Genomic DNA, 16,124 nt, shown 5'->3' on the forward strand with positions numbered 1-16,124 from the left:
ATGGGGGGACATTCGCAAGGCCTGATAACGGCCATGCGCATTCCCGATCACCAACGCCTGAACAACGCGCGCCTGATGGTGGCCGCGTTGCCAAGACAAAGGATCGAGTATGAAACTGCGCCAGATTTTCCTTGCCAGCGTGGCCAGCGCCGCATTTTTCGCCACCCCGGCCCTTGCCGCCGACACAGCGCCCGCCGATGATCAGGTGCAGGCCGAAGCCCCCGGCGACATTGTCGTCACCGCCCGCCACCGCACCGAAAGCGCGCAGAGCGTGCCGGTTGCCATCTCTGTTCTGGGCGGGCTGACGCTGGAACGCACTGGCGCGTTCAACGTCAACCGCCTGCAACAACTGGCCCCGACGCTTCAGTTTTATTCGTCCAACCCGCGCAATTCGGCGGCCAATATTCGCGGCCTTGGCGCGCCGTTTGGCCTGACGAATGACGGCATCGAACAGGGCGTCGGCATCTATGTCGACGACGTCTATTTCAGCCGGGCTGCGGCCAGCACATTCGACTTCCTCGACGCGGGCCAGATCGAAGTTTTGCGCGGGCCGCAGGGCACGCTGTATGGCAAGAACACCACCGCCGGCGCGATCAACATCACCAGCCGCGCGCCCACCTTCAACTTTGAAAGCCGGGGCGAAGTCTCTGTCGGCAATTACGGCTATCGTCAGTTGAAATTGGCCGTGTCGGGGCCTTTGTCCGACACGGTGGCGGCGCGCATCGCGGTGTCATCGACCGGGCGCAACGGCACGATCTATAACACCACCACGAAAAGCTGGGTCCAGTCGCAGGACAATCTGGGTCTGCGCGGGCAAATCCTGTGGCGCCCGTCGGGTACTGTCGATGTCACGCTGGCCGCCGATTACAATGAACAGAACCCCTCGTGCTGCGCCACGGTCTATTACGGCTATGGCAGCACCCAGCGTTCCAGCGCCCGCCAGTTTCCCGCGCTGGCCGCCGCGCTGAACTATGCCCCGCCCAGCACCAATCCTTATGCCCGCCTGACCGATCTGGACAGCGAACTTCGCGCCACCAACCGCATTGGCGGCGCCTCGCTCAAGGTCAAGGCGCAGGTCGGCCCCGGCACGCTGACCAGCATCACCGCATGGCGTTTCTGGGACTGGAACCCGTCGAATGACCGCGATTACACCGGCCTGCCCATCACCACGTTGAGCCAGAACCCGACCAAGCAGGAACAGTTCACGCAGGAATTCCGCTACAGCCTGTCGACCGACAAGTTCGATTGGAACGTGGGCCTTTTCGCCTTCAATCAGGCCGTCCACACCACCGGCACCCAGCAACAGGGCACCGCCGCCAGCCGCTTCCTGTTGTCCAGCACACAGATCAACGCAATCTGCCCGACGGGGTCGTCGGCCACCTGCGTTCCCGATATCCTCAACGGCCTGACCGCCAAGAATGACATCCGGCTCAACAACACCAGCCTTGCCGCTTTCAGCCAGTTGAGCTGGAAAGTGACCGACCGTTTCACCATCCAGCCGGGCGTGCGCCTGAACTATGACCAGAAGAAGGGCTGGTACAATTCGGTCGTCACCAATTCCGCCGGAACTCAGATTTTCCCTAATTCGGGCACCGGTTCCAACTCGCTGCTGGGCGCGCAGGCGGGCGTGCTGTCGTCTCAGCAATTCCCGGCGCGCTATTCGGCATGGAATTTCAGCTATGACCTGACGCTGGCCTATCAACTGGGCCGCGATGTGCGCGCCTATGCCACCTATGCCAAGACGTTCAAGTCGGGCGGGGTCAACCTGAACGGCGTACCCTCGGACGCCAATGGCCAGCCCATTCTGGCCGCCGCGACGGTCAAGCCCGAAACGGTCAACCATTTCGAACTGGGCTTCAAGAGCCAGTGGCTGGACCGCAAGGTCACCGTCAACCTTGCCGCCTTCCGCACCGACATTGACAATTTCCAGGCGCAGGTGACCAATGGCGCGCTGGGTGTGCTGCGCGGCTATCTGGCCAATGCCGAGGCCGTACGCACGCAGGGCCTCGAAGGCGATTTCTCGGTTCGCCCCAGTGACCGCTTCAGCGCTTACCTGAACGCGGCGCTGACCGACGCGAAATATCGCAAGTTCACCACCGCCCCCTGCCCGCCGGAATTGTCGGGCGGCACGACGACCACCGGCACACCGGGCGCGGCCGGCGTCCCCGGCGCGCTCAGCCCGGCCTCCTGCGACATTTCGGGCCAGCGCCTGCCGGGCGTGTCGAAATATGCGCTGAGCTGGGGCGGCGAATATAACATTCCGGCCAAATTGTTCGGCAAGGAAGGCTCGGCCTATGTCGGCTATGATGCCTCCTATCGCTCCAGCTGGTCCTCGAATGCTTCGGCTTCGATCTACACTTGGGTGAAGGGCTATTCGCTGCACAATTTCCGCGCTGGTTGGCGTCAGGATCGCGGGCTGGACATTTATGGCTGGGTGCGTAATGCGACCGGCACGAATTATGTCGAAATGCTGACCGTGGCCAGCGGCAACACCGGCCTGATTGCCGCCAATCTGGGCGATCCGCGCACCTATGGCGCGACGGTGAAGTTCGAGTTTTAACCAAACCCTGACTGTCCGGCGCGGGCGATCCACCCGCGCCGGATTTTTTCAGGATAGATAGACGCGCTGATACCGCCCGCCCAATTGGGTCAGGATTTCATAGGCAATCGTCCCGGCCTCCTGCGCCACCGCTTCAATGGGACGATGGGGTCCGATGATTTCGACCAGATCGCCCTCCTGCAAGGCGCCATCGGGCAAAGCGGTAGCGTCCACGACCGTCACGTCCATCGACACACGCCCGACAATGGGCAAAAGCTCGCCCTTGGCCCAAACCGCCCCGCGCCCGGACAGGCTGCGCACAAAACCATCGGCATAACCAATGGAGAGCAACGCCAGCCGCGTTTCGCGCGGCGCATGCCAAGTCTGGCCATAACCCACCCCCGTTCCCGCCGGAACAATCCGGGTTTGCAGGACACGCGCCTTCAGCTTGACCACCGGCAGGAATGGATCGCCGTGCCCATCGCCGGGTTCCGCGCCGTAAAGGCAAAGGCCCGCACGCACCATGTCGCCATGATAGGCCGCCCCCAATTGCACCCCGCCCGAATTGGCGAAACAGCGCGGCACACCGGGGAAGAACGCCGCCGCCCGTTCGAAACAGGCCAGTTGCGCGGCATTTTCCGCCCTGTTGGGTTCATCGGCACAGGACAAATGGCTCATGATGGCCAGTAAAGGCACCGCGGCGCGAAAATCGCCATCCTGCGCCAAACTGGCGGCCTCCTCCATGCTGACACCATGACGCGCCATACCGGTATCGACCTGAAGAAAGGCGGGCGCGGCAAATGCCTGCCAGCGCCTCGCCTGCTCCATGCTGTTCAAAACGGGCGTAATGGCGGCCTTGGCGGCAAATTCCTCGCCACCCGGATGCAGACCATTGAGGACGCCCAGCACGGCATCGGCGGGCACCAGTTCGCGGATAGCCAGAGCCTCAACCAGGTTGGCGACGAAGAATGTCTGGCACCCCGCCGCCACCAACGCCGGCACCACCCGCGCCGCGCCCAGACCATAGGCGTCGGCCTTAACCACCGCTGCGACCTTTGCCGACGCGACTTCGCGGCCCACACGGCGCCAGTTTTCCACCAGCGCGCCAAGATCAATCGTCAAAACCCCCGGCGCGGGGGCCATCTGCGCCTGCACTTGCCTGTCACTCCAGCCTTGATCGCGCCCTGCTGGACCAGAGGGAACCAAAGCGCAACCGCGTATGTTTATGTTTAATGTGCGCGCATTTGGATATTGCAGCGCACAAACCTTTCGCGCACACTCGCTGCCATGATCACAGCTGGCCTGCACCACCTCACCCGCTATCGCTACAGCAAACCGATCCGTCTGGGCCCGCAGGTGATCCGCCTGCGTCCGGCCCCGCACAGCCGGACACAGATCCCGAACTATTCGCTGAAAATCAGCCCTGAAAACCACTTCCTGAATTGGCAACAGGATCCGCATGGCAATTGGCTGGCGCGGCTGGTATTTCCCGATCCGGTCGATCATTTCAGTATTCAGGTCGATCTTCTGGCCGATATGGTGGTCATCAATCCGTTCGATTTCTTTGTCGAAGAATATGCCGAAGAACGCCCCTTCACCTATGATGACGCGCTGAAGGAAGATCTGGCCGCCTATTTCGATGTCGAACCGCAAGGGCCGCTGTTCGATAAACTCTATGAACGTTACGCCGACACCAAGTTGCGCACGGTCGATTTTCTGGTTGAGGTCAATCAGGCGGTCTATCAGGCGGTCAATTACGTCATCCGCATGGAGCCGGGGGTTCAGGAGCCAGAGGAAACGCTGGAAATCGGCTCCGGCTCGTGCCGCGATTCGGCATGGCTTCTGGTCAACCTGTTGCGGCGTCTGGGTTTTGCCGCGCGTTTCGTGTCGGGCTATTCGATTCAGATGACGCCCGATGTCATCCCGGTCGACGGGCCAAAGGGCGTATCGCAAGACGTTTGCGACCTCCACGCATGGGCCGAAGCCTATGTGCCGGGCGCGGGCTGGATCGCAATGGACGCGACCAGCGGCATGTTGGCGGGCGAAGGGCACATCCCCCTTTGCGCCACGCCCCATTACCGCAGCGCCGCGCCCATTTCCGGCCTTGCCGAACCGGCCGAGGTTGATTTCCATTTCGAGATGAATGTTCACCGCATCCACGAAGCGGTGCGCATCACCAAACCCTTTACCGACGAACGCTGGGACGCGCTGATGGCGCTGGGCGACAAGGTGGACCGGGATATTGTCGCGCAGGATATGCGCATGACGATCGGCGGCGAACCGACCTTCATCGCCGATGGTGATTTCGAAGCGCCCGAATGGAACAGTGACGCCGTCGGCCCGACCAAGGCCGCCTATGCCGACCGCCTGATCCGCCGTTTGCGCGATGAATTCGCGCCCGGATCGATGCTGCACCATGGTCAGGGCAAATGGTATCCGGGGGAAAGCCTGCCGCGCTGGGGCTATTCGATCTATTGGCGCAAGGATGGCGTGCCGGTGTGGCGCGATGCCTCGCTGATCGCGGGCGAAACCTTGCCGCGCGAAACGCCCTTGCCCGATGTGGCGCCGGAAAGCGCGGAAGTGGTGCTGCGCGGGGTTGCAACGACGCTGGGCGTGGACGAGGAATTTGTGCAGCCCGTCTATGAAGACGCGATCGAATGGATCGTGCGCGAGGCGCAACTGCCCGACAATCTCTCGCCCGATGATCCGGAACTGGATGACCCGGAGGAACGCTCGCGCTTTATGCGCACGTTCCAGCGGGGGCTGAACAAGCCGGTGGGCTATGTCCTGCCGATCCAGCGCTGGTGGCAGGCCGCGCAGGTGCCGATCCGCCGTTGGCGTTCGGAAAAGTGGCGTTTGCGGCGCGGGGCGCTGTTTGCGGTGCCTGGCGACGCGGCGCTGGGTTATCGCCTGCCGCTGTCTTCGCTGCCCTATGTGACGGCGGCGCAATATCCCTTCATCAACCCGCAGGATACGGCAGAGGAACGCGCCCCCCTGCCCGATTTCTATGGCCTGGCGGGCGAGCGCGAGGCCGCCGCCCGTACGCAGGGTCCGTTCCAGCGTGTATCCGACACACCGCCGCAATCCTTCAACACCGGCTATGTTGAACAGGTCGCCATCGAAGGCGTCGTGCGCACCGCTATCACGGTAGAGGCACGCCGCGACCACCTTTGCGTCTTCATCCCGCCGGTGGAAACGCTGGAAGACTACCTCGACCTGATCGCCACGGTGGAACGCGTGGCCGAGGAAAGCGGGCTGCCGGTGCGGATCGAGGGCTATCCCCCGCCCTCCGACCCGCGCCTGATGGTGTTGAAGGTCACGCCCGACCCCGGCGTTATCGAGGTGAATATCCAGCCCGCCGGATCGTGGCGGGAATCGGTCCATATCACCGAAACGCTCTATGACGTGGCGCGTGAAGTCGGGCTGACGGCGGACAAATTTATGGTCGATGGTCGTGCCGTGGGCACGGGCGGTGGCAACCATATCGTGTTGGGCGGGCCAAGCCTGCTGGACAGCCCGTTCATTCGCCGCCCCGACATGCTGAAAAGCTTTGTCACTTATTGGCAGCGGCACCCTTCGCTTTCCTATCTCTTCTCCGGCCTGTGCGTCGGCCCGACCAGTCAGGCGCCGCGCATCGACGAGGCGCGCCATGACGGCCTCTACGAACTGGAAATCGCGCTGGCGCAGGTGCCCGGACCGGATCAGCCCCAGCCTTTGGCATGGGTGGTTGATCGCCTGTTCCGCAACCTGCTGGTCGATGTGACGGGCAACACCCATCGCACCGAAATCTGTATCGACAAATTGTTCAGCCCCGATGGTCCCACCGGCCGCCTTGGCCTTGTCGAATTCCGCGGCTTCGAGATGCCGCCAGACGCGAAGATGAGCCTTGCCCAGCAATTGCTGATCCGGGCGCTGGCCGCATGGTTCTGGCGCGAACCACAGGGCGGGCCGCTGGTCCGCTGGGGCACGCAATTGCATGACCGCTTCATGCTGGGCCATTTCGTGTGGGCGGATTTCCTCGATGTCCTATCGGACCTGCGCCGTGCGGGTTATGATTTCGACCCCGTGTGGTTCGAGGCGCAGCGCCAGTTCCGTTTCCCCATCCACGGCACGACCGAGGGCGGCGGGGTGCAACTGGAAATCGCCCATGCTTTGGAACCGTGGAACGTGTTGGGTGAAACCGGCGCAATTGGCGGGACGGTGCGCTTCGTCGATTCCTCGACCGAGCGGCTTCAGGTGCGCGCGACCGGGCTTGTCGCGGGGCGCCATATCATCACCTGTAACGGGCGCCGCATTCCGATGAACCCCACCGGCACGCCGGGCGAAGGGGTTGGCGGGGTGCGTTACAAGGCATGGTGGCCATCCAACTGTCTCCATCCCATGATGCCGCCCCATGCGCCGCTGACCTTTGACATCTATGACACCTGGAACCAGCGCAGTCTGGGCGGTGCGGTCTATGAAGTCGCGCATCCGGGCGGGCGCAATTACGATACGGTGCCGATCAATGCCTATGAGGCCGAAGGGCGCCGCAAGGCTCGCTTCTCCGACATTGGGCATACGCCGGGGTTCACGCCCATCCCGGCCAAGGAATGGCCCAGTGAATTCCCGATGACGCTCGACCTGCGCCGACCGGGGTGGCTGGACTGAATTGGCCAGCAAAGCACCCAAGAAGGCCCAGCCGGTTGATCGGTTGATGGATTATCCGGTTGACGTGGACGCGGGCGACCTGTTCCGCCATGCCCCGCCCGAAGTGGCCGCCAAATGGCGCGCCATGGCGGGAGGGCTGCATAATCTGGCGCAGGATTCCGGCCTTTCGGCGCAGGAATTGCTGGCGCGTCAGATTGCCGACATGGGCATGAGTTTCCGCATGACCGGCGATGTGGAAGAACGCAGCTGGCCGCTCACCCCCATGCCATTGATCATCGGGGCCAAGGAGTGGGCCAATGTCGAGGCTGGACTGATCCAGCGGGCACGCCTGCTCGAAAGCGTGGTGGCCGATGTCTATGGCCCGCAAAAACTGGTCCGCGACGGTCATATTCCCGCCGCCGTCGTCGCAGGCAGCCGCTTTTTTGCCCGCGCCATGGGCGGGGTCACCCCGCGCCGGGGGCATTATATCCATGTCTATGCCGTTGATCTGGCGCGTGGGCCGCATGGCCAATGGCGCGTGCTCGGTGACCGCCTGCGTCTGGCCAATGGCGTGGGTTATGCGCTGGAAAACCGGCTGGCCTTGTCAAGGGGGACGGGTTCGCTCCTGTCCGATATTCATGCGCGGCGGCTGGCGGGCTTTTTTGGACAATTGCGTCAGGGGCTTTCGGCCGATTGCCCGCGTGAATCGCCGCGTATCGCACTGTTGACGCCGGGGCGTTTTAACCAATCCTATCCCGAACAGGCGCATCTGGCGCGCTATCTGGGCTTTCCATTGGTCGAAGGGCGCGATTTGTCGGTCATTGACGGCAAGCTTTATGTCCGCACGATTGGCGGGCCGAAAAGGGTCGATGCCCTGTGGCGCTGGATCGACACCAATTCGCTAGACCCGCTGAATTTCGATTCCCGCTCGACGATGGGCGTTCCCGATCTGGCCGATTGCTGGACCGGGGGACATGTCGCCATGGCCAACTGGCCCGGCGTCGAAGTGGTTGAGGCGCCCGCCTTTGCCGCCTTCCTGCCGCGCCTGTTCAAGACCTTGCTGGACGAAGAACCGCTGCTGCCCAATGTCGCGACGTGGTGGTGCGGGGGCGAGGCCGAGGCCGATCTGGTGCGCGAGCGTCTGGGTGAACTGATGATTACGCCCGCCTTTGGGCAAAGGGTCGAAGCTCTTGCCGGGATCCAGCCCACCTATGGCGCACAATTGTCGGAAAAGCGGCGCGATGCCTTGCTTGCCGCCATGGCCCGCCGCCCGATGGATTATTGCGCGCAGGAAATCATCAACCTGTCGACCACCCCCGCGTTGATCGAGGACCGTTTCGAACCGCGCCCCTTCACCCTTCGCGCCTTTGTCGCGCGGGGCGATGACGGGCAATGGGTGGTCATGCCGGGCGGCTTTGCCCGCCTGTCCTCTTCGGGCAAAATCGCCAGCACATTGATGGGCGAAGGCGATTTGTCCGCCGATGTTTGCGTGGTGGATGAAGAGGATGAGGACCGTTTCAACCGCGTCACGCTGACCGGAACGCCCCCGATACGGCGCGATGGCGGCGTATTGGCGGCACAGGCGGCCGATAATCTGTTCTGGTTTGGCCGTTATGGTGAACGGGCGGAAATGACGGTGCGGGTCATCCGCTCGATTCTGGGCGGCGGCATCGAAGTGGATGCAGGCGCCAGTGGGCACCCTGCGGTACGCGCCAGACTGGTCGACTTGTTGACCAGTTGGGGGGCATTGGCACCGTCCAGTTCGGCTCTTGCCCCCAATCTGGCCTGCCGCGCGGCTCTGGCCGAAGATCGCCTGCCCGGCGGTGTGGCTTCCTTGCTCAATACACAGCGCAATGTCGGCCAATCGCTGCGCGATCGCTTTGCGCCGGATTTCTGGCGCATCGCCAGCCGTCCCTTGCCACCGCTTGAATCGCATCGTCCGGGCGCCTTGCTGCGCGTGGCGCGCGAGTTGGTGGAGCGGTTTGCCTCGCTCTCCGGGCTTGGCGCCGAAGATATGGTGCGTGGTCCGGCGTGGCGCTTCCTTGACATGGGGCGGCGCATTGAACGCGCACTCTCGCTGTGCCGGGTGGCGCGTCAATTGGCCGGTGCGGGGGAGGAGAGCGACCGACTCAACACGCTGCTCGACATTTTCGACAGTCAGATCACCTATCGTTCACGCTATCTCTCCTCGCCCTTGCGCGATCCGGTCTATGACCTGCTTCTGCTCGACCCGGACAATCCGCGCAGTCTGGTCCATCAGGTGCTGACGATCGAGCGGCATATCACCGCCCTTCCCACGCTGCGTGAAGACGCCTTGCCCGAAGCGCCCCTTCGCGATGTCCGGGCGGTTCTGGCCCCATTGATCAGCCAGACGGTCGATCAGTTTGACGAGGCCAAGTTGGGTGAGATCGAAACGCGCCTGCTCTCGCTTTCGGATTCGATTTCATCGCGCTATTTCCTGCAATTCGACGCGGCCGTTGCGGGCCGTACGCCGCTGCAAGGCTGACACATTCATGCGTTATCGCATCCATCACACCTCCAGCCTGCGCTATGACGGCGTGGTGCGACTGGCGCGGCTCAACCTGCGGCTCAAACCCTCGGACTGGCCGGGGCAAAAGGTGGAAAATTTCCGACTGACCTTTGATCCCGCCCCCGCCGAGGTCGAGGAAAGTGAAGGCCCGTGGATCGTCCATCGCCACCGTTTGAACATGCGCAATGCGCTGTCCAAACTGACCATCGACAGCCATTTCGAGGTCGAAGTGGCCGAACCCGGCTTTGCGCTGGACATGGCCGTCGTGCCCAGCATTGCCAGCATTCGCGCAGCAGCGCTCGCCACGCCAGACCTCTCGCCCATGGGGCCTGCCTCCTATCTTTTCGCATCGCCCATGGCCCCGCCATCCAGCGCCATCGCCGGATGGGCCGAGGAACATTTCGAACCCGATACCAGCGTGCTGATGGCCGGCCACACGTTAATGGCCGCGATCCATCGCGATTTTGCCTATGACGGCACCGCAACCAGCGTGACCACGACGGCCGAGGATGCCTTTGAGCAAAAGCGGGGCGTTTGTCAGGATTTCGCCCATGTCATGATCGTGGCGGCACGCGCCCATGGCATTCCCGCCGCCTATGTCAGCGGCTATTTGCGCACGCTGCCACCGCCGGGCCAGCCGCGGCTTGTCGGGGCCGATGCGATGCATGCCTGGGCGGCGCTGTGGTGTGGCGAGGAAATCGGCTGGGTCGGCTTTGACCCTACCAATGACGTTTTGGCGGGCACGGACCATATTTTTGTCGCGATGGGCCGCGATTATTCCGACATTGCCCCCATCGACGGCGTTTTCATGGGCGGCGCGGGGCAAAGGCTGGCGGTATCGGTCGATGTCGAACCGGTGGAAGATTGACCCCTCCGGCTTGACTTAACCCCTGTCGCGGCCATGCATGGCGCGATGGAGAGGTTTCCCAAACGCGATCTGTTAACGGGCCTTGGCCTTGCCGGCCTGCTGTTGCCCGAAGCGGTCGCCTATGCCGGGATGGCGGGATTGGCGCCGGGTCGGGCGATTGTCGCGGCGGTCGCGGGGGCGCTGGCCTATGCCGTGCTGGGCCGCAGCCGTTATGCGGTGATTGCGCCCACCTCCTCGTCTGCGGCCATTCTGGGTGCCGCCCTGATCGGCCTGTCCACCGAAGGTGTGGTCGACAAAGGCGCGGCGGCAACCGCTCTTGTCATCATGACCGGCCTTGGCTTTGCTGCGATGGGACTGCTGCGGTTGGGCAGCCTGGCCGGGTTTATTTCCCGTCCGGTGTTGCGCGGATTTGCCTTGGGCCTGTCGATCACCATTATTGCGCGGCAATTGCCGCATCTGCTGGGTATTGCGGTTCCGGAGGCCCCCATGTGGCGCTTGCTGGGCGAGATCGCGCTGGCGCTGCCGCAAACCAATTGGCCCAGTCTGGTGCTCGGCTTTGCCGCACTGGGCGCGCTTTTGGCGCTGCGCCGCGTGCCGCATTGGCCCGGTGCGTTAATGGTGATCGTCTCCGGACTGATGCTGGGCTGGTGGTTCGATCCGGCCGCTTGGGGCGTTGCGCTGGCGGGACAAGTCGCGCTGACGTGGCCCGATTTCGCAATGCCGCCGGTTGCCATGCTGCCCCGTCTGGCCCAGATCGCTGCGCCGGTTGCCTTGATCCTGTTTGCCGAAAGCTGGGGCACGATGCGAGGGCTGGCGCTGCAAAATGGGGACCGGATCAGCGCCAATCGCGAATTGGGCGCGCTGGGTCTGGCTAATCTGGCGGCCGGTTTGGCGCAGGGGATGCCGGTGGGCGCGGGCTTTTCGGCGGCCAATGCCAATGCGGCGGCGGGTGCGCAAAGTCGGTGGGCCGCTGTGATCGCGGCTTTGGCGCTGCTGACTCTCGCGATCTATGCCGCGCCCGCGATTGGGCGGATTCCGCAACCAGTGCTGGCCGCGGTGGTGATTGCGGCGCTGACCCATGCGCTCAATCCCGCCCCCATCCTGCGGCTGTTTCAGATCCGGCGGGATGGTTGGGTTGCGGTGGCGGCCACCATGGGAGTGCTGACGCTTGGCGTGCTGAACGGCATGTTGGCGGCCATCGCGCTTTCAATCGCCATGTTGCTTTATGATCTGGCCCACCCATCGGTCAGCACACTGGGCCGGGTGGGCGACAGCCATGACTATGTCGATATTGCCCGCCACGAGGATGCAGCCCCGCCTCGCGGCATTGCGCTGTTCAGGCCCAATGCGCCCCTGTTTTTCGCCAATGCGGAAAGCGTGCTGGGCGTCATTGCCGCCCGCGCTGCCGCCTCCAACGCGCCGGTGGTGGTGCTCAGCCTTGAAGAATCAAATGATCTGGACGCGACCGCCATCGATGCTCTTGGCGAATTTGTGCTGGGACGTCAGCAAGATGGCCAGCGTGTCGTGTTGGCCCGCGCCCATGATCGGGTTCGTGATGTGTTGATGGCGGCGGGCATGGCGCAACTGGCGCAGGATTCGACCTTTTCCGTGGCCGACGCCGTGGCGCGCAGCGGCGCATCGTGGCAGGATAGCGCGATATAAAACGCCGCCCCGTCGAGGAAAATTTCACAGGCGCGCTGGCCAAAAGGCTGATTTTGGCCAATAGTCAAAAAGTTGCCTATTTACCGGGCTTTGCCGGCCCAGAGGACGATTGATCGATGAAAGCGCTGCAAGCCTATTTCGCCCAGACCGGCGGCCCGGAAGTCATCCGTTGGCATGAGGTCGACCTGCCCGAACCCGGCCCTGGCGAAATTCTGGTGCGCCACGAAGCGGTTGGGCTGAATTTCATCGACACCTATTATCGCTCGGGTCTCTACCCCTGCCCCCTGCCCTCCGGTTTGGGCAGCGAGGCGGCCGGTGTGGTCGAGGCGGTTGGTGCGGATGTCGCCGCGTTCAAGCCGGGCGACCGGGTGGCCACCTTTGGCCCGGCGCTGGGCGCCTATGCCACGGCGCGGATTTCGCCCGCTTCGGGTTGGTTCCGCATTCCCGATGGCATCTCCGCCCAGACGGCGGCGGCGGCCATGCTCAAGGGATGCACCGCCGAATTTCTGGCCGAACGGGCCGTGTCGCTCAAGGCGGGTGAATGGGCGTTGGTCCATGCGGCGGCGGGCGGCGTCGGCCAAATCCTTGTTCAATGGCTGACGGCCATCGGCGTGCGCGTCATCGGCACCGTGGGCAGCGAGAGCAAAGTGGCCCTCGCAACCGAGGCTGGCGCCGAAGCTGTGCTGATTTCCAGCGCCGGGGATGTAGCAGCCGAAATCCGGGAAATCTCGGGCGGCGGGGTTGCGGCCAGCTTTGACGGCGTTGGTGCGGCATCATGGCCCATCTCGCTGGCTTCGGTGCGGCCGCGCGGCACAATCCTGTCCTTTGGCAATGCCAGCGGGCCAGTGACGGGCGTGGCCCTTGGCGCATTGGCTTCGGCCGGATCGCTCTATGTCACGCGCCCTCGCCTGTGGGACTATTACGCCACGCCGGCGGAAAGCGCGGCCGGGGTCGCCCGCCTGTTCGACATGCTGGAAAGCGGCGCGGTCAAAGTGCCCGTGGGGCAGAGTTTTGCCCTGTCCGATGCCGCCGAAGCGCACCGGGCGCTGGAGGCGAGGAATACGGTGGGGGCGACGGTTTTAATGCCCTGATGGGTTTAGGGGATTATGCCTCCGGCGGGCAAAGGGACTCGTCCCTTTGCAATCCCGATACTGTCGATGCAGGGTATCCGGCGCAAGCTCGCCGCGCCGCAGGCCATTAAACCGCTTCGCGGATTAGAGTGGCGCCACCAATCAAACACCACCCATGAATGGGATTGCAAAGGGCCGTCGCCCTTTGCCCGCCGGAGGCATCCCTCTTTCTAAACCCCACTCAAGCCTTCTGCGACCGCAACAACATCGCGCCAAAGCCCATGAACACCGTGCCCGTCACGCGGTTGAACCAGCGCTGGGCCGCGGGGCGACGCAGCCAACCGGCAAGGCCGCGCCCGCCCACGGCATAGGTGAAGTAGCAGCAGGTTTCGATCACCGCGAAAGTGCTGATCAGGATCGAGAGTTGCAGGCCCTTGGGCTGGGCCGGGTCGATGAATTGGGGCAGGAAGGCGGCGGCAAAAAGCAGCGCCTTGGGGTTCGAGATGGCGATGGTGAAGCCCCCGCGATAGACCGCCCAGCGCGACAGGCCGGGGCGGGCGAACTCGACCGCTTCCTGATTGTCATCGCTGACCGGCGCGCGCCATGCCTTAAAGCCCAGATAGACGAGATAGGCCGTGCCAATCAGGCGCAGCACCTCAAACGCACCGGGCAGCGCGAAAAGCAAAGCGGTAAGGCCCAGCGCGCTGGCCGTCATCATCACGAACAGGGCGGTCATGCATCCCGCCATTGCCGGAAAGGAACCGCGCAGACCCAGTTCGACGCTGCGGCTCATGATATGCAGCATGTTGGGGCCGGGCGAGGCGCTGATCAGGAAAACCGTAACGCAATAGAGGCCCCAAAGATGCAAAGTCATGTCAACACTCCCAATCCGGCCGCCGCCGAAACAACCACACCCATCGCGCCAAGAACCGCGCTAGACCACAGCAAAACCGGGGCCGCCATCATCTGCGACAAGACCAGCAACAGGATCGCCAACAACATGACGCTTTCGCCAAGCCCAAGCCAACCGCTGCGCGAAGATGCCGCGCCCGCCTGATCACGCAATCCGGAAATGCGAGTCGAGATCGCGTCGATCCCGGCCTCCTGCGGCGCGCCGGGCTGTCCGGTGACCTTGCCCTGACGCAAACGCGTCGCCTCGCCCAGAGCGCCAGCGCGAACGTCGCCGTCCAGCCCGCCCTGATTGGCCTGCGCGATCAGCACCGTTTCACGCGCCTTCATCGCTTCAACCATCGTGGTCGCCTCGGCGGCGGCCAATGCGGCTTGAATGCTCTCTCTTTGCGCAGAGAGCATGGCCACATGGACGATCCCGGCCAGAACCACGGTCAGCACGATCAAGGCCGCGTAAAGCGGAGAGGATTTTGTCTCGGTCATTCCAAAACGTTACTGTCAACGCCGCAAAAAGAAAGGGGGCCGTTGTGGCCCCCTCTCCCTTTATCAGGCTGCCACGCGGCGCTCTTGCGCCTCGCTGTTAAGCTCCTCGGCCAGAAGGAAGGCCAGTTCGATCGATTGCGCGCCATTGAGACGGGGATCGCAATGCGTGTGATAACGATCGGCCAGCGCAGCATCGGTCACATCGATCAGGCCGCCGGTGCATTCGGTCACATTCTTGCCGGTCATCTCGATATGGATGCCGCCGGCATGGGTGCCTTCGGCGCGGTGCACGGCAAAGAAGTCGCGCACTTCCTTGAGAATACGCTCGAACGGACGGGTCTTGTAGCCGCTGTCCGATTTCACGACATTGCCGTGCATCGGGTCCGACGACCACACAACCGGGTGCCCCTCGGCCTTTACCGCGCGCACCAGAGCGGGCAGATGGGCCTCGACCTTGTCATGGCCGAAACGGGCGATCAGCGTGATGCGCCCCGCTTCACGCGACGGATTGAGCTGATCGAGCAAACGCAGCAGCAGTTCAGGCGCCAGCGACGGCCCGCACTTCACGCCAATCGGATTGCCCACGCCGCGCAGGAATTCGACATGCGCCGAATTGTCAAAGCGCGTGCGATCCCCGATCCACAACATATGGGCCGAGCAGTCATACCATTCGCCCGTCAGCGAATCCTGACGAGTCAACGCCTGCTCATAAGGCAGCAGCAGCGCCTCATGGCTGGTGTAGAAATTGGTGCCCTGAAGCTGGGGCACGCTCTGCGGATCGACGCCGCAGGCAGCCATGAAGTCCAGCGCTTCGCCGATCTTGTCGGCCATGGCGCTGAAACGTTCGCCCCAGGGGCTGCGGTCGATATGTTCCAGCGTCCACTTATGCACCTGACGCAGGTTGGCATAACCGCCGCTGGCAAAGGCGCGCAGCAGGTTGAGCGTGGCCGCCGACTGGCCATAGGCCTGAAGCATGCGCTGGGGATCATTGCGGCGCGATTCCGGGGTGAAATCGCTGCCGTTGATGATATCGCCGAAATAGCTGGGCAGTTCCAGATCGCCCAGTTTTTCCGTCGGCGCGCTGCGCGGCTTGGCGAACTGGCCCGCGATGCGGCCCACCTTGACCACCGGCTGCTTGCTGGCAAAGGTCAGCACAACCGCCATTTGCAGCAGCACGCGGAACGTGTCGCGGATCGCATTGGGGTGGAATTCGGCAAAGCTTTCCGCGCAATCGCCGCCCTGAAGCAGGAAACCATTGCCCGACGCCACCTTGGCCAGATCAGCCTTTAATGCCCGCGCCTCGCCTGCAAACACCAGCGGGGGAAAGTTGGCCAGCGTCTGCTCCACCCGGCCGAGTTCTTCGGCATCCTGATAGACGGGAAGGTGCCGTGCTTCGGCGTTCTTCCAGCTTTCCGGGGTCCAGTTGCTTGCCACTAT

The 16,124-nt window shown here is 63.4% G+C and carries 10 protein-coding genes; 6 read left to right on the forward strand and 4 right to left on the reverse strand.

Annotation, left to right across the window (positions count from 1 at the left end):
- Positions 1 to 109 precede the first annotated feature (109 nt).
- On the forward strand, positions 110 to 2,560 hold the full coding sequence (locus ACZ9HU_RS13315) for a TonB-dependent receptor (protein WP_476105603.1): 2,451 nt from the start codon (positions 110 to 112) through the stop codon (positions 2,558 to 2,560).
- A gap of 48 nt (positions 2,561 to 2,608) precedes the next feature.
- Here ACZ9HU_RS13315 and alr read toward each other — a convergent pair whose 3' ends face one another.
- Positions 2,609 to 3,694, reverse strand: a complete 1,086-nt coding sequence (alr, locus tag ACZ9HU_RS13320; RefSeq protein WP_476105605.1) for an alanine racemase — start codon at positions 3,692 to 3,694, stop codon at positions 2,609 to 2,611.
- 132 nt (positions 3,695 to 3,826) lie between these two features.
- Between alr and ACZ9HU_RS13325 the strand changes: the two genes are divergently transcribed.
- The 5 genes from ACZ9HU_RS13325 to ACZ9HU_RS13345 all read left to right on the forward strand — a co-directional run bounded on the left by ACZ9HU_RS13325 (position 3,827) and on the right by ACZ9HU_RS13345 (position 13,316).
- Entirely contained in the window at positions 3,827 to 7,186 is a 3,360-nt protein-coding gene (locus ACZ9HU_RS13325) for a transglutaminase family protein (protein ID WP_476105607.1), read from the forward strand.
- A gap of 46 nt (positions 7,187 to 7,232) precedes the next feature.
- The gene (locus ACZ9HU_RS13330; protein WP_476105725.1) at positions 7,233 to 9,671 is read left to right on the forward strand and encodes a circularly permuted type 2 ATP-grasp protein; all 2,439 of its coding nucleotides are present in this window, start codon (positions 7,233 to 7,235) and stop codon (positions 9,669 to 9,671) included.
- 7 nt (positions 9,672 to 9,678) lie between these two features.
- Positions 9,679 to 10,563 (forward strand): transglutaminase family protein, encoded by an 885-nt coding sequence (locus ACZ9HU_RS13335; RefSeq protein WP_476105609.1) that lies wholly within the window; start codon positions 9,679 to 9,681, stop codon positions 10,561 to 10,563.
- 45 nt (positions 10,564 to 10,608) lie between these two features.
- Complete coding sequence (locus tag ACZ9HU_RS13340) at positions 10,609 to 12,225, forward strand: SulP family inorganic anion transporter (protein WP_476105610.1); 1,617 nt, start codon at positions 10,609 to 10,611, stop codon at positions 12,223 to 12,225.
- 116 nt (positions 12,226 to 12,341) lie between these two features.
- Complete coding sequence (locus tag ACZ9HU_RS13345; protein WP_476105611.1) at positions 12,342 to 13,316, forward strand: quinone oxidoreductase family protein; 975 nt, start codon at positions 12,342 to 12,344, stop codon at positions 13,314 to 13,316.
- Between the two features lie 220 nt (positions 13,317 to 13,536).
- On the opposite strand, the gene ACZ9HU_RS13350 is transcribed toward ACZ9HU_RS13345, so the two are convergent.
- The 3 genes from ACZ9HU_RS13350 to ACZ9HU_RS13360 form a co-directional block, all read right to left on the reverse strand.
- The gene (locus ACZ9HU_RS13350; RefSeq protein ID WP_476105612.1) at positions 13,537 to 14,169 is read right to left on the reverse strand and encodes a LysE family translocator; all 633 of its coding nucleotides are present in this window, start codon (positions 14,167 to 14,169) and stop codon (positions 13,537 to 13,539) included.
- Entirely contained in the window at positions 14,166 to 14,687 is a 522-nt protein-coding gene (locus tag ACZ9HU_RS13355; protein WP_476105613.1) for a hypothetical protein, read from the reverse strand. The genes ACZ9HU_RS13350 and ACZ9HU_RS13355 overlap by 4 nt, the downstream gene beginning before the upstream one ends.
- A gap of 63 nt (positions 14,688 to 14,750) precedes the next feature.
- A complete protein-coding gene (locus ACZ9HU_RS13360) occupies positions 14,751 to 16,121 on the reverse strand; it encodes a class II 3-deoxy-7-phosphoheptulonate synthase (RefSeq protein WP_476105614.1) in 1,371 nt (456 codons plus the stop codon).
- Positions 16,122 to 16,124 lie beyond the last annotated feature (3 nt).

It is taken from the genome of Novosphingobium sp. Sphag1I, assembly GCF_056279125.1.